Origin of the sequence: Phocaeicola coprocola DSM 17136, assembly GCF_000154845.1 — a bacterium.
Taxonomy (GTDB): Bacteria; Bacteroidota; Bacteroidia; order Bacteroidales; family Bacteroidaceae; genus Phocaeicola; species Phocaeicola coprocola.
Window position 1 is genome coordinate 37,607 of record NZ_DS981450.1, and the last position, 21,608, is coordinate 59,214.

The window sequence follows — 21,608 nt, forward strand, 5'->3', positions numbered from 1 at the left end:
CTTATATTGTGTTCTGTTTTACAGAAAAGTTATTTTAAAATAAGGTCTTGAGAGGGTTTGGAAAATAATCGTTAACTTTGTCGCTCTTAACCTCCAAAAACATTGGCAATGAAAAAAGAATTGTTTTCGAATGTCTTTTCCTTGATATGGAATTTGTTCATTATCTATGTGTGTTATTCGCTTTGCCGTTTGACTTTTTTGCTTGAGAATTTCCGTCTGTTCAGTGAGAACTTGACAGGAGAATATGCGCTGAATATGTTCGGAGCAGGTATTATTTTTGATACGACGGCCATTTTGTATAGCAATGCCTTGTTTATTTTATTGTTTCTGCTGCCGTTTCATTGGAAAGAGAATGCTACCTTTTATAAGGTTGTCCGCTGGATTTTTACGGTAGTCAATGGCTTTTTCCTGATATCGAATCTGGTAGACTGTGTGTATTTCCGTTTTTCCGGACGGCGTACTACCATGAGTGTCTTTCAGGAATTTAGCAATGAGGGTGGGGGTAATCTGGCTTCTATCTTCATGGATGAGTTTATTTCGCACTGGTATCTGGTGGTATTGGCGGCAGTGTTCTGTTATGCTATTTATAAATTGTATCGGGCACCACGGAATATTCCGGTATATAGCAAGTGGCAATATTATCTGATACAGACCGTTACTTTGCTGGTTGCCATACTGTTTACAGTATTTGGTATGCGTGGAGGTATGACAACTGCTACACGTCCGATTACCATTAGTAATGCCAATCAGTATGTCGACCGGCCGCTGGATGCGGGGGTGGTGCTGAATACACCGTTTTCTATTTTCCGTACACTCGGGAAAAAGGCTTTTATTGTTCCCGACTATATGCCCGAAAGTGAAGCACTTGCCGTATATTCTCCGGTACATGTTCCTGCCGATTCAGTACAGTTCAAGCCGATGAATGTGGTTGTGATTATTTGGGAAAGCTTTACGAAAGAATTTGTAGGCAAGCTGAATCCTGATCTGGATAACGGGACATATAAGGGTTATACACCGTTTATCGATTCACTGTTGACAAAGAGTCTGAGTTTTACATATACTTATGCCAACGGGCGAAAGAGTATCGAGGGAATGCCTTCGGTCTTGTCGTCCATACCGAGTTTTGTTGAGCCGTTCTTCCTTACACCGGCTTCGCTGAACGATGTATCCAGCATTGCAGGTGAGCTGACTAAGAACAAAGGATATTATTCGGCTTTCTTCCATGGGGCTATGAACGGTTCGATGGGATTTCAGGCCTTTGCTCGTTCAGTAGGATTTACTGATTATTACGGACGTACGGAGTATAATGAAGATCCTCGCTATCACGGTGATGATGATTTCGACGGTACATGGGCTATCTGGGACGAAGAGTTTCTGCAATACTATTGTGATAAGATGACAGAATTTAAGCAGCCGTTTGTTACTTCCGTATTTACGGCAAGTTCACATCATCCGTTTGCAATACCAGCATGTTATGAAGGAAAGTTTCCAGACGGACCAACTCCGCTTCAGCGTTGTATCGGCTACACGGATCATGCCTTGCAGCTCTTTTTTGAGAAAGCTTCCCGTCAGCCTTGGTTCAATAATACATTGTTTGTGATAACTGCCGATCATACCAGCTTTGGTACATATCCAGAGTATATGACCGACTTGGGTTTGTATAGTGTTCCTATCTTGTTTTATGCTCCCGGTATGCCGGAACTTCGCGGTATGGAGGACAAGATTGTCGAGCAGATAGATATTATGCCGACTGTACTGGGATTGCTGGGTTATGATCGCCCATATATCAGTTTCGGACAGGATGCACTCCAAACTCCGGCTGCTGAGAAATTCTCAGTGAATAATGTAATGGGTACAAATGTCTATCAGTTTGTAAAGGGAGATTACATGATTCAGTTCGATGGAGAGAAAGTGCTGAAAGCTTATCGTTACCGTACCGACCGTTTACTGAAAGATGATGTGAAGGATACCATGCCTCAGGACACACTTCGGGCTATGGAAACACAAGTGAAATCGTTTATCCAGCAGTATATGCAACGTATGAACTCGAATGATCTGGTTTACAGAGAGTAAGTTCGCTTTGTGTCAAACTCTGCAAAGAATATAATAATTTTCTATAACTATTGCTTATGGTTGTTGCTCTATTTTGAAAAAGAATGGAGTGAAACTCTCCTTCTTTTAATGGACGAAAGGTTTTAATAGTTAGCTATATATAAAACAGCCCTGTCAGATTCAGCTTTTAAAGTGAATGACAGGGCTGTTTTATATATAGTTAAATCTAAAATCAGATTAAAAGTTTATTTTCTGAAGTTGAAATTTAGCTTTTATTCTGTATTCTTTATCAGTTCTTATTTGCGCGCTTACGTTCTGTTTCATCCAGAATGACTTTACGCATACGCATGCTCTTTGGAGTTACTTCTACATATTCGTCTTCTTTGATGTATTCCAAAGCTTCTTCCAGTGAGAAGATTACCGGAGGAATGATACGAGCTTTATCATCCGATCCGGAAGCACGCATGTTTGTCAGTTTCTTCGATTTGGTAACGTTGATGACAAGGTCGTTTTCGTGAACATGTTCTCCTACTACCTGACCAGCATATACTTCATCCTGCGGGTAAATAAAGAATTTTCCACGGTCTTGCAGCTTGTCGATAGCATAAGCAAACGCTGTTCCGCTTTCCATTGCAATCATAGAACCATTAGTACGGCGAGGAATTTCACCCTTATATGGCTGATATTCTTTAAAGCGGTGAGCCATGATAGCTTCTCCCTGTGAAGCTGTCAGTACATTGGTACGCAGACCGATGATACCACGTGAAGGCATGTCGAATTCGATGTTTACGCGGTCACCCTGAGTTTCCATAGAAACCATTTCACCTTTACGGCGTGTTACCATATCAATCATCTTGCTGGCAAACTCTTCGGGTACGCTGATGGTCAGTTCTTCAATCGGTTCGCATTTTACACCGTCTATTTCTTTGAAGATAACCTGAGGCTGTCCTACCTGAAGTTCGTATCCTTCGCGGCGCATGGTTTCAATCAATACAGACAAGTGCAATACACCACGTCCGGAAACAATCCATTTTCCATCTTCATTTTCTGTCTTGCGTACACGTAATGCCAAGTTCTTGTCAAGCTCTTTCATCAGGCGGTCGTGGATGTGACGTGAAGTAACAAACTTACCTTCCTTGCCAAAGAACGGAGAATCGTTGATAGTGAACAGCATACTCATGGTCGGTTCATCGATAGCAATAGGTGGCAGTGGTTCCGGATTTTCAAAATCGCAGATAGTATCACCGATTTCGAATCCTTCTATACCGATAAGTGCACAGATATCACCTGAAGAAACTGATTCTACCTTTTTGCGGCCCAATCCTTCGAAAGTGTGAACTTCCTTGATCTTAGATTTCACCATTGTTCCGTCACGTTTAGCCAATGTGATATTCATGCCTTCGCGAAGTGTTCCGCGATGTACACGACCTACGGCTATACGTCCGGTATATGAAGAATAATCAAGAGAGGTAATCAGCATTTGTGGAGTACCATCCAATTGATGAGGAGCCGGTATATATTTAACGATAGCATCCAATAATGGAGTAATAGTGCCGGTAGGAGTTCTCCAGTCTTCGCCCATCCAGTTATTCTTTGCAGAACCGTAAAGAACAGGGAAGTCAAGCTGGTCTTCTGTAGCGTTGAGGCTGAACATCAGGTCGAATACCATTTCGTAAACTTCTTCCGGACGGCAGTTTGGCTTATCTACCTTGTTGACAACAACAATAGGTTTCAATCCGATCTGTAAAGCCTTTTGCAATACAAAGCGTGTCTGTGGCATCGGACCTTCGAACGCATCAACCAGCAGGATGCATCCGTCTGCCATGTTCAAAACTCGTTCTACTTCTCCACCGAAGTCGGCGTGTCCCGGAGTATCGATAATGTTGATTTTTGTACCGTTGTAATTGATGGATACGTTTTTAGAAAGGATAGTTATACCTCTTTCACGTTCCAGATCATTGTTATCCAGTACCAATTCGCCATTGGCTTGGTCATTGCGGAATAAGTGTCCCGCCAGCATCATTTTGTCCACCAGTGTAGTTTTTCCGTGGTCTACGTGGGCAATAATGGCAATGTTTCTAATATCTTGCATACTATACCTATAATTTGGTTGCAAATTTACTACTTTTTTATTGAACGCAAAAACGTAAAGATACAGAAGTTTTTATTTATTCTGATATGAGCGTAATAAACTGTGTCTTTAGAGTTTGTCTAAGTCTATTTTCATATATTTTATAAGTTCTCTGCGCCAGGTAAAGGTGATATGTAGTTTTCCATCTTTTCCTTGTATGATTGCAGGATAGGAGTATTCACGTATCGGAGAATCTTCCAAAGTAAGTACAGGTTTCCAGTGGATACCATCCTCGGATAAAGCAAGGTTGAGTGGAGTACGCACTGCTTTTTTTGCACGAAGCTGTGGCTTGGAGTTATTGTAGACTAATACATGTCTTCCATCTTTCAATGTAACAGCATCGGTTCCGGAGTTATTGTTGGGAAGTTCGTCGATCAGGGTCACTTTGCTCCAGGTTGTTCCATTATCTTTGCTCCATGAGGTTGCCAGATGGGAGTTTCGTGTACGGCAGATTACTTGTAGCGTTCCATCCTTATGCTTGAGTATACTGGGCTGGATAACTTGTATGGGACGTTTCAAGGAATCATCAGCTCCGATACCTTGATGCTGGCTGAGAAACTCTTGTTCTGCATCTATCGGACCTGTTGTTTTCCATGTCTTTCCCATGTCGTCAGAATATTCCATATGTATGCGCCAGCCGGCATTTCCTTCCGTGCTTGACGGACAAATGATTCTTCCGTTTATGAATTCAGGTTTATTTTTAATGGGACCTAAAAAGCCTTTGGGAAGCGGTTCACGTTTGCTCCAGGTTTTTCCTCCATCCTTTGAACGTACCAACCAGCCCGTCCAGTCGGGAACGTTTAATCCTATTTTGAAGAAAAGTAGCAGGTCGCCTCCCGGAACTTGAAACAGGACTGGGTTCCAACAAGCTTTACGATGATCTTTTATGTCGGCGGTTACACCGGCTATGGTTGCATCAGGATCGTCTAAATCGAACACACCGTCGGCTGCTTTTATCGGTGCAGTCCATGTATTGCTGTCATGAGATTTACGGCATACCCAGATACATACATCGGGATTGCGTTCTTTTGTGCCACCGAAGAAAGCAGTTACCAAATCGCCATTGTCGAGTTCTACAATCGTAGAGGCATGACATTCGGGGAAAGGAGCCTTTTCATATAGAAATTCATTTTGAATAACAGCGGGATGAATAGCTGGTATTTCTACTGCATAATGATATTTTCCCGATCCTATTTGCTGTATGCTGCCATCAGGGAAATGGACTTCTGCTGTGGTATTGCAGGGGATGGTGATGTCCCACTCTACATGAGTCAGTGTCTTTTTCCACCGGCTTTCTATTTTGCCATACAATGAACGATAAGAGGCGTTTACCCAGAATAAGTTCTGGATGCTGAAATCAGGTTTTAATATAATGTGTTTAAATCCTGTCTTTTCACGGTCACTACGTATCCCAGCTGCGTTTTCATAACACCATGGCAGTAAGTCGCCCAGCAGCATAACATGATTTCCGCTATTCATTGCTGGGTTAGCGGTATTGCCATTCCATAATTCCCATATCGTAGTAGCTCCTTGCTGAGCCATATATCCCCAGGAAGGGTAGGTTTTGTTTGATGCAAGTAAGAATGCTACATCGGAAAAACCTCTTCGGGAGAGTTCACGCAAGAGCCATTGTACTCCAATGACTCCGCAACCTATATGACCTCCGTTTCGGAGAATGGTATTGGCTATGATTTGGCCTGTAACATCTTTCTGGCAATCTTCTGGTACAATATCGAATGCCAAAGGCAACAGATTGGCTGTGACAGTATTATTACTGTAGCGGATGCTATCCGGATAGAGTGGGTTACCGGGTTTTTGTGAAGTCCCGCGTTCGATGTGCAGATATTTTTTATTGAAAGCATCTTTCATTTCTTTGGCCCATGCTTGCCATTGGTTTCTATCCTCTTCAAGATTCTGGAGGGATGCAAAACGGCTCATCATATCAAGAAGCTTAATGTAATATGCTGTAGATATCAGGGTTCCGTCGGTTATACGTGCAGAATCTTTGCTGTGAATCAGTTCCAGAGATTCTGGTGGAACACACCAGTCACCGTATCTGTCTTTGGTAATTAATCCGTCTTTTAGATATTCTTTATGAAGATGTAACATCCACTTGCGAATGTAAGGATAACAGCGTTCTATGGGTTCACGATTTCCAAACTGTGTATACAGCATGTCGCAGGCAAAAGGTAAAGCTGCCGGCCATGTAACATTGTCGCTGTAGTACATCCAGAAGGCTGGGGCCACATCGGGAATGCAGCCATCTTCGCGTTGGGCCTCACAGATGTCGCGTGTCCATTTACTATATAATGTGCTGTTATCGAATAAAAAGCTTTCTCCCCAGCAGCCCATTGTGCGGTCGCCGAGCCAAGGTTGACGTTCGTCACGCTGCGGACAGTCTACTGGCATACCTTTATAATTATCAAGTATTCCCCACCATGCATTTTGGTGAATGCGGTTTAATGTGGTATCAGAACATTCGAATGTTCCGATTGGTTCCAGGTTATCACTGACAACTTCTCCCGTGAAATCAGACAGTTTAGCATTTTTATATCCACTGATTTCTACAAAACGGAATCCGTGATAAACAAATCGTGGAGCCCATGTCGCCCCATTCTCTTTTCCGTTACATATATAAAAGTCGGTAGATTCCGCATGTCGGAAATTATCCCGGTACAGTTCGCCGTTAGCGGAGAGCGTTTCAGAAAAACGCAGTCGGATTGTATCGCCCGTATTTCCCTTTATTTTCATACGAATCCATCCGGCGATGTTTTGTCCTAAATCGAGTATGTATTTATCTCCTAGAGGAGAGATTTTGATGGGCTTAATTGTTTGTACGATAGTCATTGGGGAAGTCATTTGAGAGCGGAGAGTACCTCCCGGCATACCTACTCGTTCGGCTTCGAGCCACTGACTGTCATCGTAACCGGGTTTTGTCCAGTCGCCTAATTCATAGCGTGCATCGTAAATTTCTCCATCATATTCGTTATTGCTGCGTATGGGACCATTGGCTGTAATGCGCCAGCTGGTATCAGTTGCAATTGTTTCTTTGCTGTCATCAGTATATTCTATAAGCAGGTTGAGGCGTAGTTTGGGATAACCGAAATTGACAATCTTATATGATTTGTATTTTTGTTGCATGGTGTAATAACGTCCATTGCCTAATGTAACTCCTATGGCGTTATTGGTTGTCAGCAGGGAAGTAACATCGAATGTATTATATAACACCGTTTTCCGATAGTCAGTGGGTGCAGGTGTCAAGACTTGGTTGCCTATATGCTGACCATTGATAAATAGTTCGTAGAGTCCGAGTCCGCAAATAAATACAGTAGCTCTCTTTATCGGTTTACTGATGGAAAACTCTTTGCGTAAATAGCGTGCGCTGAGGCGGCTGTGGGCTGTTTCTTTTTCCCATGGGAAGACTTTATCCAGTCCTATCCACCGGCCTTTCCATTTTACTTCTCCTAATAATCCGATGCTCCATGTTGCAGGCTGGCTCCATTCACTTTCTCCTACAGTAGTGTAACTCTTTACTTTCCAGTAGCATAAATCATTGCTCTTTAATGGTTTTCCTGCATACTGAATCCACTGAGAACTGGATGACTGAACTTTTCCAGAATCCCATATGTCGCCTTTGTCTTGTGCCAGGAGCTCGGGCGAAGAAGCTACCAGAATATGATAGGCTGTTTGCATCACATTTTGTTTGTCCGATTCCAGTTGCCATCCTAGGCGTGGACTGGCAGTATCAATTCCCATCGGATTGCTAAGCTGTTCTGTCTTTAATTGGGTGACTGATACATTTTCGGCAAGCATGATAGCCGGAATAAGACAGCAAGTGAGCAGCAGTGTCTTGATGAAATAAGTAGTTTTCATAATACGGTTTTATTGTGTTTTTGGATTGTTTGTATTTTCAAAGCTTTAAATATAATGAAAATCTGCATGTTTCTTTCATTTTTTGTGTATAAAAAAGAAGAAAAATGTTGTATAACGGAAGATTATCACTATCTTTGCACCCGCAAATCAATTTAGTATATTAAAAAATAGTCAAAATTATGTATTTAGACGCAGCTAAAAAACAAGAAATCTTTGAAAAGTACGGAAAGTCTAACACTGATACTGGCTCACCTGAAGCACAGATTGCATTGTTTTCATACCGTATTTCTCACCTGACTGAGCACATGAAGCTCAACAGAAAAGATTATAGCACTGAAAGAGCTCTGACAACACTGGTAGGTAAGCGTCGTTCTTTGCTGACTTACTTGAAGAACCGCGATATCGAAAGATACCGTGCTATTGTTAAGGAACTCGGTCTGCGTAAGTAATTCATTACTTGCTGCAACAAAACACAAATCGAGCCGCCTCTTCGAAAGAAGGACGGCTCGATTTGTGTTTTGTTGTTAAAGAAAAAATTAACCGAGCTTTTATTGATGAACCAATTTTTACCTTGCTAACCTTCTTGTAAATTTGTTGAATTATTTAAACTCATTGATTCCTATAGAATTACATTTTTATATCCCAAATTGTATACAAAAAAGAATAAATAGTTCACTTTATAAAAAATGTGGTAGCTTAAATTTGTTTGCAAAAACGAAAAGAACTTAAAATCTTATAGCTTATTGATTTTAATATATCTCAATTATTGAGGAGAAATATTTTCCATATTTATATTATATCAATTTGTTATAGTGGTTTTATCCAATTGATTTTGTTGAACTAAAATAATATATCATGAAAAAGGAAGTGAAAAGAAGCTGGCTATTTTTTTTATGGGTGTTATGTTTTATGATACCGATAGAGGCTCTAGCCCAGCGTATTACTGTGGAAGGAATCGTAACAGACTCAAACGGTGAACCTATTATTGGTGCTACTGTCATTGAAAAGGGCAATAAAACAAATGGTGTAGTTACGGATCTGGATGGAAAGTTTTCTATTACGGTTTCTGAGAAGAAAAAGGTACTTGTTATTACCTATATTGGAATGAAACCTCAAGAAGTTGTATCTCAGCCTGGTAAACTTTTGAAGGTTAAGATGGAGGATGAATCTCAGTTACTTGATGAGGTAGTGGTTGTTTCCGTTGGTTATGGTAATGCTCGTAAACGTGATTTGACGGGAGCTATATCTTCTGTAGGTGAAAATACATTGAAGAATATTCCTGTGACTTCTGCTTCAAGTGCACTTACAGGTCGTTTGGCTGGTGTTAGCGTAATTACCTCCGAAGGTTCTCCTGATGCTTCTGTCAGTATTCGTGTACGTGGTGGTGGTTCTATTACTCAAAGTAATGAGCCGCTCTTTATAGTAGATGGATTTGAAGTTAGTGGTATTGATGATATACCACCTACAGATATTGAAAGTATTGATGTATTAAAGGATGCTTCCTCTACGGCAATTTATGGTGCGAAAGGTGCTAATGGAGTTATTTTGGTAACAACTAAGAGTGGACGTACTGGACGTACAGAAGTTTCGTTTAACGCTTCGGTTGGCTTTAGCCGGATGTATAATCAGACGGAAGTGCTTTCTCCTTATGAATATGTGTATTTACAGCGTGAATTGGATTCTTCTGATAATGCAGGTTTCTTTGACAAATTTGGTCGTTGGGAGGATATTAATAATTATAAGGCTCGTGTTGGAACGAATTGGCAGGATATGTTATTCGGAAATACAGGTATTAAGCAGAATTACAATTTGAATATCAGTGGAGGTAGTAAAGATTTGATCTATAGTCTAAGCTATACGCATGATGATGAAAGCTATATAATGTCTGTTTCTAATTTTAAACGTGATAATTTGAATTTAAAGTTGACTAAAAAGTTTGGAGATAAATTACGCTTAGACTTTAATGCAAAAATGACCAATAGAGTGGTTGATGGCCCAAGTGTATCTAGCGGCTCAAAACTTCGTGATGCGATTAAATATCCTAATATCGGAACATTGACAGACCTCTCGGATGAGGATTTGGCTGGTGATGATGAAATACTGATAGAAAATATTAGTAACTTGAATGATCCGATGTTTAATATTACAAATGAGTATAAAAAACAGACTAAGTTTAACAATAACTATAATGTAGCTTTAATTTGGAATATTATCAAAGGTTTGGAGTGGCGTGCAGAAGGTACATATGGTTATTCTTATGATCGTACGGATAATATTTGGTTAGCAAATACAGGTGAAGCTAATAGTAAGGCAGGACAGCCTGTTGCTCGACGTCAGTATTGGAATGGAAATAACTGGGCATTACGTACTATATTGAATTATAAATTTGATATTCAGAAGAAACATAGATTTGGTATTATGGCAGGTTGGGAAGCTAAACATTCTCAACGTGATGAAATGGAAATAAATGCAGATTATTATCCTGCAGATTATACAGTAGATAATATTCTAGCAATGTGGAATAACGGTACTTCTGAACCGACTTATACTACTATTGAGGAACCTAGTCGTAGCATGTCTTATTTTGGACGTTTAAATTACATTTTTAATGACCGCTATTATTTGACTTTTACATTACGTTCGGATGGTACAAATGTTTTTGCTCCAGGTAATAAATGGGGAATTTTTCCTGCTGGTTCGTTAGCATGGCGAATTAGTGACGAGAAGTTTATGGATTCTGTTCGGAACTGGTTTAATAACTTAAAATTGCGTGCTAGTTATGGTAAGTCTGGTAATGCTCGTGTAGGATCTTATTGGCGTCAGACTTATAGCCCTGTAACTAATACAAAGAATCTTTATTATCAGAATGAAATAGGACAAAGCAGCTTGCAGCCATCAACTCGTTTGCGTAACGAAAATTTAACCTGGGAGTCAAAGTATTCTACCAATCTTGGATTGGATATGACTTTTTGGAATAGATTAAATGTTACTTTCGATTTTTATAATGATGTAACAAAGGATTTGATTATGGAGATACAGCTGCCTTCTGTTTCTGGTTATCGAACTCAATATCAGAATTTAGGACAGACTACAAACCGTGGTGTCGAACTTTCATTGAATGCCAATTTAATAAATAAGAAAGATTTCTTTTTAGATTTTAATTTTAATATAGCTTTCAATAAAAATAGAGTAGATGCGCTTTATGGCTCAGAGGATACTGAAATGATTATTAAAGGTGATAAAGTAGAAGTTGGTAGTGATAATTATCGTGTATTTGTTGGACAGGAAGTTGGTTTGATGTATGGCTATGTTTGTGACGGTATGTATACTTTTGATGATTTTAATTTTGACGAAACAACTCAGCGTTGGGTTTTAAAAGAAGGAGTGCCCGATGTGACAGAAGAACTGTTGACTAATAGTGGTCAGTATTTTGGTCCAGGTCATTTGAAATTAAAAGACTTAAATGGAGATGGGCATCTTGATGCAGATAACGATCGTCAGGTAATAGGTCATGCATTACCTAAACATACTGGAGGTTTTGGTATTTCAGCAGGATGGAAGGGATTTGACCTCACTGCTTTATTTAACTGGTCTTATGGAAATGATGTGTTCAATGCTAATAAAATAGATTACACCTCGTTTGTTGGTTCAAAACGTTATCAAAATATGAGTTCGGAAATGAGTCTGGCAAATCGTTTTGCTACAATTGATCCGGAAACTGGATATAATATCTATTATGGTGCACATGCAGATCCTGTTCGTTTACAAGAACTTAATGCAAATGCTACAATCTGGCATCCTTTGATGAATAACTCGATTATGACAGATTGGGCAATAGAAGATGGTTCTTTCTTACGTCTAGGAACATTAACACTTGGTTATACGCTTCCTCAAAATTTAACTCGAAAGTTTGGAGTACGTAATTTACGATTGTATGCTACAGGTAGTAATTTGTTGTGTATTACAGGATACAGTGGACAAGATCCGGAAGTGAATACAAGTTCTAATAAGATGGTTATGGGATTTGATTATTCAGCTTATCCCAAATCACGTTCTTATATAGTAGGAGTAAATGTAACATTTTAAATAAAATAGAATAATGAAAAAATATAAATCAATAATATTACTATTTGGATGTCTGTGTATGGCTTCATGTAGTGATTTCCTAGATACAGAATCTTTGTCGGAACAGACAGGAGAGGTTATTTATGAGAATGAGGGTATGACACGGTCAGCTATAATGGGTATTTATTCTCAACTGTGTGATAGTTATGTGTACGGACAAAAAATGTCTGTCAATTGGCAAGGTGTCTCTGATATAGAATTGGCTAGTGGCTATCAAAAAGATCCTTCTACTGCAGGGGCAGATAATGGTATTGCTAATTATTGGTGTAATTGGTATTTGGAAAATACAAAATGGGAAGGTATTTTTAAAATGGCAGAATTAGCAAGTACTACAGTTGATGGTTTACGTAAATCTACTAAGTTATCTGAATCTAAGACTTTACAGGGATATTTAGGTGAGGCCTTGGTGCTGCGTTCATTAGCTTATTTTGAATTGGTACGTCGCTATGGAGATGTTCCTTATAAAGAAGGTATGTCTAATTCTGATCTTTCGAATGTGTATATGGGAAAGACTGATCGTGACAGTATCTATTCTTGTATAATAAAAGAAATGAAAGAAGCGATAAACTATTTGCCTTGGATGGGAACTTCAGATTATAATAGTGAACGTGTAACTAAAGGTTTTGCAAAAGGTTTATTGGCACGTATTGCTTTGTTTGCAGGTGGTTGGTCTGTACGTGATGGAAATGCTTTTGATGATACGAATGTAGAACATTATCCTAACATTGAAGGTAATCCTGGGATGGAAGAAACAAACGGTTTTTATGTAGGACGTCCTAAAAACTGGCGTGATTATTATGAAATTGCTGAGCAGCAGTGTGCAGAGTTGATTGCAGATCCAGAGAATCCTCATGCATTGGACCCCGATTATGGAGATATATGGAAAACAGTTTGTGGGTTAGGTTATAATGCATATAACGAGAATTTATTTGAAGTTGCTAATGGTGTTGGATATAGTGGGGATATAGGAACACTGATGGGACGTGCCATGGATGGAAATATAGGTTATGGACAACGTGGATTCGGTGGTACTTATGTAAGTACGAATGCTTATTATTTCTATTCATTCGATAGAGCTGATAAGCGTCGTGACTATGCATGTTATTGGCCTACTTATAAAAAAGATTCGGATGTGGATGGTGGCAACCGTGAAATAATGAATAATGATATAATGAATGTGCGTTTAGGTAAATGGAGTTTTTGGTGGACTTCTGACACTTACCGCAGTATTGCAGCTACTGCAACTAGTCGAACTCCGACCGGTATAAATTGGATTATTATGCGCTATTCTGATGTGCTGTTAATGTTTGCGGAAGCTGGTTATGCATTGAATGGTAGTGCCGATATGATAAATTCAGTAGCCGGAATCAGTCCTCGTCAGGCTTTGGAAGCTGTACGTCAACGTGCATTTGGAGCTGATTCTCCACAAGTTTCATCATATGATTCAGATTTCTTTGAAGCCATAGTTAATGAACGTGCTTGGGAATTTGGAGGTGAAGGTATCCGTAAATTAGATTTAGTACGTTGGGGATTATTGGATAGTAAAATCGAAGATATGAAGAAGGCTATGCTATATATGATGGATGGTACAAAGACCGTGCAGATTTTTGATAAAACTTATAACCCAAGTGATTTTCCGCAAGTATTATATTATACTTATGAAGGAAGCAATTTAAATGGTGAGCTTATTGACTGGTCTTCTGTTAATTTCTATATGAATCGAAATGCCAATCCGAATCCTAAGATTTATCGAGAAATACGCTGGTTCCCCGGAAACTATTGGGAACGCAAAGATGAGAGTGCAGCAAAAACTTTAATTCAGAACTCAGCTAAAGTGTGTGCTTGTGCATCTGGATTACGTGCATCCTATGATTATACTGGATTGTTACAAGAACTACAATGGGGAGCACAGATTCAAGATTATATTTTAAAGAATATAAGTCAGATGGGAAATGGCAAATGTAATTATCGCCATCTTTATCCTATTTATTATGAAGATGTTTATAAATCGAATGGATGTTTGTCCAATTCGTATGGATATTGATACTTGTTTTATTAAAATTGAGAATTATGAAACTAAATAGGTTATTGATTTTATTGGGCCTGCTCAATCTTTTGATTGTTTCTTGTGAAGACCCTAATAACTGGGGATATGACCCGAATTATGATAATATGTATCGTCCTATTCATTTTGATATAGTGGAGGAAAGGCCTACATCTGTAATTGTTAGTTTTACAGGGGTTATAGATGCTACCAAATATGTATTTGAATTTAGTGAGGGAGACAGCCTTCTTTTTAATAATATTGTACGTACTGAAACGGCATTAGTTGATACACTGACCGCTTATAAAGAGGAAAGTACAGTAACAGCTACCGAATATCGTTTATTATTTGAAGATCTTCATGGTACTAGCCGTTATTCAATTAGAGTGAAAGGTGTGGATGATCTTACTGGTAAAGAGTCTGGATGGACAGCTCTTTGCTTTGATACACCTGCTGAGCAAATCTTTACTAAGGTTGTTCCAGGAATTACTAGTGCTACATTGCAGTGGGATATTGAAAAGGAAGCAACAAATATTAAGTATGGCCAATTAATACAAAATGATGAACCTGAACTTGATACGGATACTCTTTGGATTGAAGATCATCAATTGACAGATACCGAATTACAGAATGGGCAATTAGTTATCTCTGATTTGCAAATTGGAACTAATTATATTGCTCAAATATTAAATGATGGAATCTTACGAGGCACGTATACTTTCCGAACTTTAGGCTCATCTACTTCAACCTTGATTAATGTCACTCCTCAAGATGATATTAATATAGTTTTAGCTAACGTTGCTGGTACAGTTGAAGCACCTGTAGATGTGACTCTTGCTTTTGAGGGAGGGTTGGTTTACAAGGCTGATGAAATAATTATTCCTGAAGGAATCAAGAATATTTATTTATCAGGTAATATTGTGAATGGAATAAATCCTGTTTTGGAAATGAGTAAGTTTACTTTCTCTGCTCCAATGGGTAACTTCTATGTTCAGTATATGGATGTATTAAGTAATGGAGGATCACAATTCCTTGTCGAAATAGGTAATGGTAATTGCTTTACGAATATCAGTTTTACTGGATGTACAGTTCGTGAAGTTCCTCGTAGCATTATTCGAATGAATTCTAATGACGCAATGGCTGAAAGTATAAATATTGATAATTGTATATTAAAGAATATTGGCTTAAGTGGATATGGTTTATTGAATATAGGGAAAGCTGGAACGTTAAGTTCCATTTCTATAACAGACTGTACATTATGGGAAATCGGCAATCAGATTATTGACCTGCGTGTAGCTTTATCTGAATTTGAGTTCTCTAACTGTACCTTTTATAATAATGAAACAGGTATTCCTAAGATGTTCCGTTTAGAAAAGCAACCTAAGATGATTACTATCACTAATTGTATTTTCTCTGGTCCTAATGGAGGAAGTAAAGTTAATTCAGGTAATAGTGATTATTCCGGTTGGCTAAGTTATGCTGGTTGTTATGTGACATCTGATATGGTAATTGATAGTAGAGAATTTAATGATGCCATTAGTTTGGAATACACAAGCGATGATCTGTTTATCGATCCTACCAATGGTGATTTCCGTTTTAAACCAGAACTGAAATTTGACGGTGAAGGTGTTGCTGGAGATCCGCGCTGGTGGGCTAATTAAACCTTCTAGTTACCTAATTTGAGTTTCTTCTTAAATTAGGTAACTAAAAACTCCCTTATATTTGATTGTATATTATCATTAATGATCAAATATAAGGGAGTTTCTTTTTTTATTATCTATTTTATTCCGGATACTGAAGTTGTGCTTCGGTAATATTCTCTAATACTTCGTGAAGATATTTTGCAGCTTCCCAGCGGGCCATCGGAAGATTCATCATCAGATAGTTGCCACAATCTTTAGCGCTGGCTCCGGGTACATCACCTTCATAACCGGCAATGAAGCGGAAGGTTTCCTGCATCAATGGAAGGATATCTTTCGATTCAAGATCACCTTTTACAACCAGATAGTTGCCAGTAAGGCAACCCATCGGGCCCCAGTAGATAATTTTGTCGGCCCATACAGGATGATTGCGCAGGAAAGTTGCAGCCAGATGTTCCATGGTGTGGATGGCCGATGGACTGAGGCAAGGCTCACGGTTCGGCTCCTTCATACGGATATCGAATGTTGTTACGATTTCGTTTCCTACCGTATCTTTGCGTGATACATAAATACCGCGTAACAGACGGATATGATCGACAGTAAAACTTGGGATTTTCTTCATAATCTTCTTGTCTTTTATTATAATTTGTTTGGCAAAGCCTTTAAGAATGTTTCAGTAACATGGAATGAACGGTCGGCCATTTCGCCCCAGAAGTTCTGGTACTGTTCGAAATGTTTGTCTGCTCCCGGAGTGTCACTGATAATGCGGAAGCTGATGAAAGGTACTTTGTACAGGTAGCAAACTTGGGCAATCGCAGCAGATTCCATGTCTACTGCAAGACCTTCGGGGAAGTTTCCCTTGATTGTTTCCAGTTCACTGCGATCTGTAATGAACTTATCACCGCTACAGATTAGTCCACCGTGGATGGCTGTTTCTGTATCAAGCGACAGAGCACAGTCGTAAAGTGTTTCATTACCGTCGAAAAAAGTCGGAAGTCCTTGAATTTGTCCGTAAGCATTTCCTTCGCCACACCATACATCGTGATACACAATCTGTCGGCTTGCTACTACATCCATGACTTTAAGGCAAGAATCAATGCCTCCGGCTACTCCTGTGCTGATAATGCAGTCAGGTTCAAAATTGCGGATAAGCTCTACTGCTCCGGCGGCAGCATTTACTTTACCGATACCGCATTGCATCAGTATGATTGTATTGTTCTTGATTGTTCCTTCAATGTAGTTAAAGGGACCTTTGGTACATTCTGTCTTGTCTCTCAGTTGGTTTGCCAGTTGCTTCTGCTCTGAAGACATGGCGGTTATGATTCCTATTTTCATATTATTTTTATGATTTTCGATGGCAAAGTTACTATTTTTCATGGACTATTGTGTTATCTTTGCTGCCTGAAAACATTAATTAATAAACTATTTCTGTATGAATCAATTAAAGAAACTTGTCCCTGATATTGTGGCGATTGTACTCTTTGCAATTATATCAGTCGCCTATTTCTTTCCGGCTATTACCGAGGGACGTATCCTGGCACAACATGATGCTGTAGCAGGTATCGGAGCGGGAAGAGAACATCAGGAATACTATGAAAAGCATGGTAAGGCTACCCGATGGACAAACTCATTGTTTAGCGGTATGCCGACTTATCAGCTGGCTCCGGGATATGAGTCGAGTCGTACATTGAACTTTGTTCAGGAAATCTACCGGCTGTTTCTTCCTACCTATGCCGGATATATTTTTATCATGCTGCTGGGTTTTTACATCCTGCTTCGTGCATTCAATTTTAAAGTCTGGCTATCTGCTCTGGGAGCTATTATCTGGGCTTTTTCTTCTTATTTCTTTATTATTATTGCTGCCGGACATATCTGGAAGTTTGTAACGCTTGCTTATATACCGCCTACTATCGCAGGTATGGTTTTGATATATAGAGGAAAATATTTGTGGGGTGGTTTGCTGACTGCATTGTTTGTTGCTTTACAAATCGTGTCAAACCATGTGCAGATGACTTACTATTTCCTTTTTGTCATGCTGTTCATTGCAATAGCCTATGGTGTTTCGGCATGGAAGGAGAAACGTTTTCCGCAATTCTTGAAATCGACTGGAGTATTGGTTGTTGCCGGAATATTGGGAATATGTGTGAATCTGTCGAATATATATCATACATATCAGTACAGTAAGGAAAGTATGCGCGGAAAGAGTGAACTGGTAAAAGAACACTCTGCCAATCAGACCGGAAGTGGACTGGAGCGTGATTATATTACTCAGTGGAGCTATGGTATAGGAGAAACTTTTTCATTGCTTGTTCCTAATGTAAAGGGTGGGGCATCTGTTCCTCTTTCACAGAATGAAACGGCTATGAAGAAAGCAGATCCGACATACATGGGACTGTACAGTCAGATAGGGCAGTACTGGGGTGAACAGCCTGGAACTTCGGGACCGGTATATGTGGGAGCTTTCGTAATGTTCCTGTTTATTATGGGCTGCTTTATAGTAAAAGGTCCGATGAAATGGGCTTTGCTGGGCGGTACACTGTTCTCTATTTTACTGTCGTGGGGAAAGAATTTCATGGGACTGACCGATTTCTTTATCGATTATATCCCGATGTACAATAAGTTCCGTGCTGTATCATCTATTCTTGTAATAGCAGAATTTACCATTCCGTTGTTGGCTATCATGGCATTGAAGGAAGTGATTGAACATCCTTCTGTATTAAAAGAAAAAGCAAAAGCTTTTTATATCAGTCTGGGATTGACAGGCGGACTGGCCTTGTTGTTTGCTGTTGCTCCGCGTGTATTCTTCCCGTCGTATGTTTCGAGCATGGAAATGAGCGCTTTGCAAAACGCTATTCCGGCAGAACAGCTTGCTCCGATCCTGATGAACCTGGAAGATATGCGTGTAGCTATCTTTACGTCGGATGCTTGGAGAAGTTTTGTTATCATATTGATTGGTGTGGCATTACTTTGGGCTTATTGTGCCGGAAAACTGAAAGCCGGGTTGCTTGTCGCTACGCTGACTATATTGTGTCTGGTAGATATGTGGAGCGTGAATAAGCGTTATTTGTACGACGAACAGTTTGTGGCTAAAGGAACAGAGATGCAGCCTTTCCTGCAACCTTCGGAAACGGATAAGAAGATTCTGGAAGACAAGACACTCGATTATCGTGTACTGAATCTGGCTAGCAATACATTTAATGAAAACCAGACTTCGTACTGGCATAAGAGTATCGGAGGTTATCACGCAGCCAAGTTGCGCCGTTATCAGGAAATGATAGAAGAGCATATCCAGGGTGAAATGACTGCCTTGTTTAAAGAACTTCCGGCAGCAGGTGGAGATATGACAAAGGTAGATCCCGTTCATTTCCCTGTACTGAACATGTTGAATACCCGTTACTTTATTTTCCCGCTTCAGGGTGGTTCTACAGCTCCTATATTCAATCCGTATGCCTTGGGCAACGCTTGGTTTGTAGATAAGGTTCAGTATGTGAACAATGCCAACGAAGAAGTAGAGGCTATTCATCAGATTGATCCTGCCAAAGTGGCTGTAGTAGACAAACGCTTTGCCGAAGCTGTAAAAGATTCGGGAGCAGGAAAAGACAGCTTGAGTACAGTTGTTCTGAAAAGTTATGAACCGAATGAACTGGTTTATGAAGTTAATTCTCAGAAGGGTGGAGTAGTAGTATTTTCTGAAATCTATTATCCGGGTTGGGGATCTTACATAGACGATAAGGAAACAGTTCACGGACGTGCCGACTATATTCTTCGTGCAATGAATGTTCCGGCCGGTAAACATACAGTACGTTTTGTTTTCGATCCGAAATCATTGCATGTTACCGAAACTGTTGCGTTTGTTGCTTTGGGAATATTGGCTGTTGTAGCAGTTATTGCTGTCGTCTTGCAGCTTCGTAAACGAAGAAAAGAATAAGTATGACACCGCTTGTCTGATATAAATGTTTGTCAGACTAACATAAGATATGCCCTTTACTTTTTATACTATTGAGTTTGTATAAAGAAGTAAAGGGCATATTATTTTCTCTCGAAGAGCTCTCTGAAAACTCTTCCTTTTCTTCTGAAAAATATTTGTACGAAAAATAAAAAAATATCAGCATGTTTGGAGGAAAACATGCTGATATTTTCTTGTTATTATGCTGATGAATTTTTTCTTGTAGTAATCCTTTTATTTTGAGAGAATTACAGAATATATAACTGTTTCATCAACGTGGTAGCCCAATGGTATTCTTTTGCCAGCCATAGTTCATCGGTTTCACTATGAGGAGTCTGTTTGATATCATTCAACATTTGGATGTATTGATTGACTTCGGCAACGGCATCTTTTTGTTTATTGTCGCGCAACAATAAGAGAATCTTCTGTTTTGAGATATTCACATTAGAAAACTCACCCAGTGATTCGGCTTTCTTCAGCATTTTCCAACTGTTCAGGTTGCTTTCTGCACTGTTATCTTGTTTCATGATACACTTTGCCATGACTACATAGTCATCGGATGAAGCCATCTTGTTATTTATATTTTTCTGGGCTAACTTCATGGCCTGTATATAATCCCGATTGTATTCCATCATGGCTGCAGAGAAGCTGATCAATCCGCTTGTACGTTTCAGGTAGATAGGATCTTTTCCCGTTTCCTTTAGTGGGTATTTTTTCTGCAATCTGGTAAGTCTTTCTTCCAGACTGCTATATATACCGTATTTTTCCAATACGCTTTTATCCTTTATTTCCAGATAATATTGCAGGATTTTATTCTGTGCTGAAATCAGCGCGGAAGGATCTTTTTTCATGAATTGCATAAACTGGACAGCAACGTCATCGGCCTCCTTTTCCTGTTGTTTGGAATAATCCAGTCCCATGCGGTTGTATATATCATAATTGACCAGTGTCTGTACAATGGCATTGGTTGTAAAGATAGCTCCTGGTACATAGTTTTCATATTTGTTGTAAAGCGCAGCTTCGATGGCCAGGCCTGCAACATCGGCTACACCACCCCAGAAGGCAGCCCGATTGGCGCGGTTGATATTTTTGTTGACGGTTATTACAGCATGGTCGAGAACATAATGTGCTGTTTCTCTGGCAAGCATGCCAAATAATTCATCTTCCGTATCGAGCAGTGTAAGCAATCCGCTTGAAACCAGCATACAATTATTGCTTAGCATCAAGATATCTGGATTGGGAGATTTCAGTATACGTATATAAGGCATTCCATATCGTTCGGCTATGAATTCTTTGGGAATCATACTCAACATGATACAGTGTACGTAGTCTTCCATGGCAGCGTCCTCATAAATCATTCCTGCTTTTTCCAACTCGTCGAGATAGGTGTTGGCTTCATTTTCCATTTCTTTTCTCATGGTTTCCTGAAGTCCTTTGGTTTCGTAATACTGTACCAGTCTGGAGTTGATCTGTGCGGCCAACCAGAACGTGTTCGGATCGGTAGGAGTAAACTCCAGCTTATACATATCGTTGAGGCCGACACCTTGTTGTTGTCCGTTGACAATCAATACTGCTTGCCGGTAATTGGGGTCGCTTGGTTGGTATTGTGTCAGTTTTACAAAGCGCTGGAGAGTAAAAGGAGTGCCGGCTTTTATCTCTCTGATATCTTCTTTTACTACTCCTTTGATGTTGATAGTCGGACTAAGACTAGTGATATTTTTCTGCGCGGATAATTCTGTACATATAGTACATAAAAAGAACAAAATTAGGACAAGTTGTTTCATTATTGCGATAAGT

At 39.6% G+C, this 21,608-nt stretch carries 11 protein-coding genes; 6 read left to right on the forward strand and 5 right to left on the reverse strand.

What is annotated here, in order from left to right; all coding sequences use genetic code 11:
* Positions 1 to 108 precede the first annotated feature (108 nt).
* On the forward strand, positions 109 to 2,073 hold the full coding sequence (locus BACCOP_RS02945; RefSeq protein WP_007566120.1) for an LTA synthase family protein: 1,965 nt from the start codon (positions 109 to 111) through the stop codon (positions 2,071 to 2,073).
* Positions 2,074 to 2,341: 268 nt separating this feature from the next.
* On the opposite strand, the gene typA is transcribed toward BACCOP_RS02945, so the two are convergent.
* Together typA and BACCOP_RS02955 are read right to left on the reverse strand one after the other, a co-directional pair.
* Positions 2,342 to 4,144 carry a translational GTPase TypA gene (typA, locus tag BACCOP_RS02950; RefSeq protein WP_007566122.1) on the reverse strand — a complete coding sequence of 601 codons (1,803 nt, stop codon included), beginning with the start codon at positions 4,142 to 4,144 and terminating at the stop codon, positions 2,342 to 2,344.
* Between the two features lie 108 nt (positions 4,145 to 4,252).
* The gene (locus tag BACCOP_RS02955) at positions 4,253 to 7,996 is read right to left on the reverse strand and encodes a family 78 glycoside hydrolase catalytic domain (RefSeq protein WP_227994768.1); all 3,744 of its coding nucleotides are present in this window, start codon (positions 7,994 to 7,996) and stop codon (positions 4,253 to 4,255) included.
* Between the two features lie 239 nt (positions 7,997 to 8,235).
* On the opposite strand from BACCOP_RS02955, the gene rpsO reads away from it, so the two are divergent.
* The 4 genes from rpsO to BACCOP_RS02975 all read left to right on the forward strand — a co-directional run bounded on the left by rpsO (position 8,236) and on the right by BACCOP_RS02975 (position 15,886).
* Positions 8,236 to 8,505 carry a 30S ribosomal protein S15 gene (gene rpsO, locus BACCOP_RS02960; RefSeq protein ID WP_007566128.1) on the forward strand — a complete coding sequence of 90 codons (270 nt, stop codon included), beginning with the start codon at positions 8,236 to 8,238 and terminating at the stop codon, positions 8,503 to 8,505.
* Between the two features lie 406 nt (positions 8,506 to 8,911).
* Complete coding sequence (locus tag BACCOP_RS02965; protein WP_007566130.1) at positions 8,912 to 12,142, forward strand: SusC/RagA family TonB-linked outer membrane protein; 3,231 nt, start codon at positions 8,912 to 8,914, stop codon at positions 12,140 to 12,142.
* 13 nt (positions 12,143 to 12,155) lie between these two features.
* Entirely contained in the window at positions 12,156 to 14,225 is a 2,070-nt protein-coding gene (locus BACCOP_RS02970) for a RagB/SusD family nutrient uptake outer membrane protein (protein WP_022125782.1), read from the forward strand.
* Positions 14,226 to 14,251: 26 nt separating this feature from the next.
* A complete protein-coding gene (locus BACCOP_RS02975; RefSeq protein WP_040311753.1) occupies positions 14,252 to 15,886 on the forward strand; it encodes a DUF5123 domain-containing protein in 1,635 nt (544 codons plus the stop codon).
* Between the two features lie 121 nt (positions 15,887 to 16,007).
* On the opposite strand, the gene BACCOP_RS02980 is transcribed toward BACCOP_RS02975, so the two are convergent.
* The gene (locus tag BACCOP_RS02980; protein ID WP_007566136.1) at positions 16,008 to 16,487 is read right to left on the reverse strand and encodes an S-ribosylhomocysteine lyase; all 480 of its coding nucleotides are present in this window, start codon (positions 16,485 to 16,487) and stop codon (positions 16,008 to 16,010) included.
* A gap of 17 nt (positions 16,488 to 16,504) precedes the next feature.
* Positions 16,505 to 17,200, reverse strand: a complete 696-nt coding sequence (locus tag BACCOP_RS02985; protein WP_040311757.1) for a 5'-methylthioadenosine/adenosylhomocysteine nucleosidase — start codon at positions 17,198 to 17,200, stop codon at positions 16,505 to 16,507.
* A 97-nt stretch (positions 17,201 to 17,297) separates the two neighbouring features.
* Here BACCOP_RS02985 and BACCOP_RS02990 point away from each other — a divergent pair, with 97 nt between their 5' ends.
* Positions 17,298 to 19,793 (forward strand): hypothetical protein, encoded by a 2,496-nt coding sequence (locus BACCOP_RS02990; RefSeq protein WP_007566140.1) that lies wholly within the window; start codon positions 17,298 to 17,300, stop codon positions 19,791 to 19,793.
* A 266-nt stretch (positions 19,794 to 20,059) separates the two neighbouring features.
* Here the strand turns inward: BACCOP_RS02990 and BACCOP_RS02995 are convergent, their stop codons facing one another.
* On the reverse strand, positions 20,060 to 21,595 hold the full coding sequence (locus BACCOP_RS02995) for a M48 family metalloprotease (RefSeq protein WP_007566145.1): 1,536 nt from the start codon (positions 21,593 to 21,595) through the stop codon (positions 20,060 to 20,062).
* Positions 21,596 to 21,608: the final 13 nt, after the last annotated feature.

Bases quoted from the DNA above. Each gene is read 5' to 3' on its own strand.
- BACCOP_RS02945 (WP_007566120.1), top strand. From the start codon at position 109: ATGAAAAAAGAATTGTTTTCGAATGTCTTTTCCTTGATATGGAATTTG.
- typA (WP_007566122.1), bottom strand. From the start codon at position 4,144: ATGCAAGATATTAGAAACATTGCCATTATTGCCCACGTAGACCACGGA.
- BACCOP_RS02955 (WP_227994768.1), bottom strand. From the start codon at position 7,996: ATGCTTGCCGAAAATGTATCAGTCACCCAATTAAAGACAGAACAGCTT.
- rpsO (WP_007566128.1), top strand. From the start codon at position 8,236: ATGTATTTAGACGCAGCTAAAAAACAAGAAATCTTTGAAAAGTACGGA.
- BACCOP_RS02965 (WP_007566130.1), top strand. From the start codon at position 8,912: ATGAAAAAGGAAGTGAAAAGAAGCTGGCTATTTTTTTTATGGGTGTTA.
- BACCOP_RS02970 (WP_022125782.1), top strand. From the start codon at position 12,156: ATGAAAAAATATAAATCAATAATATTACTATTTGGATGTCTGTGTATG.
- BACCOP_RS02975 (WP_040311753.1), top strand. From the start codon at position 14,252: ATGAAACTAAATAGGTTATTGATTTTATTGGGCCTGCTCAATCTTTTG.
- BACCOP_RS02980 (WP_007566136.1), bottom strand. From the start codon at position 16,487: ATGAAGAAAATCCCAAGTTTTACTGTCGATCATATCCGTCTGTTACGC.
- BACCOP_RS02985 (WP_040311757.1), bottom strand. From the start codon at position 17,200: ATGAAAATAGGAATCATAACCGCCATGTCTTCAGAGCAGAAGCAACTG.
- BACCOP_RS02990 (WP_007566140.1), top strand. From the start codon at position 17,298: ATGAATCAATTAAAGAAACTTGTCCCTGATATTGTGGCGATTGTACTC.
- BACCOP_RS02995 (WP_007566145.1), bottom strand. From the start codon at position 21,595: ATGAAACAACTTGTCCTAATTTTGTTCTTTTTATGTACTATATGTACA.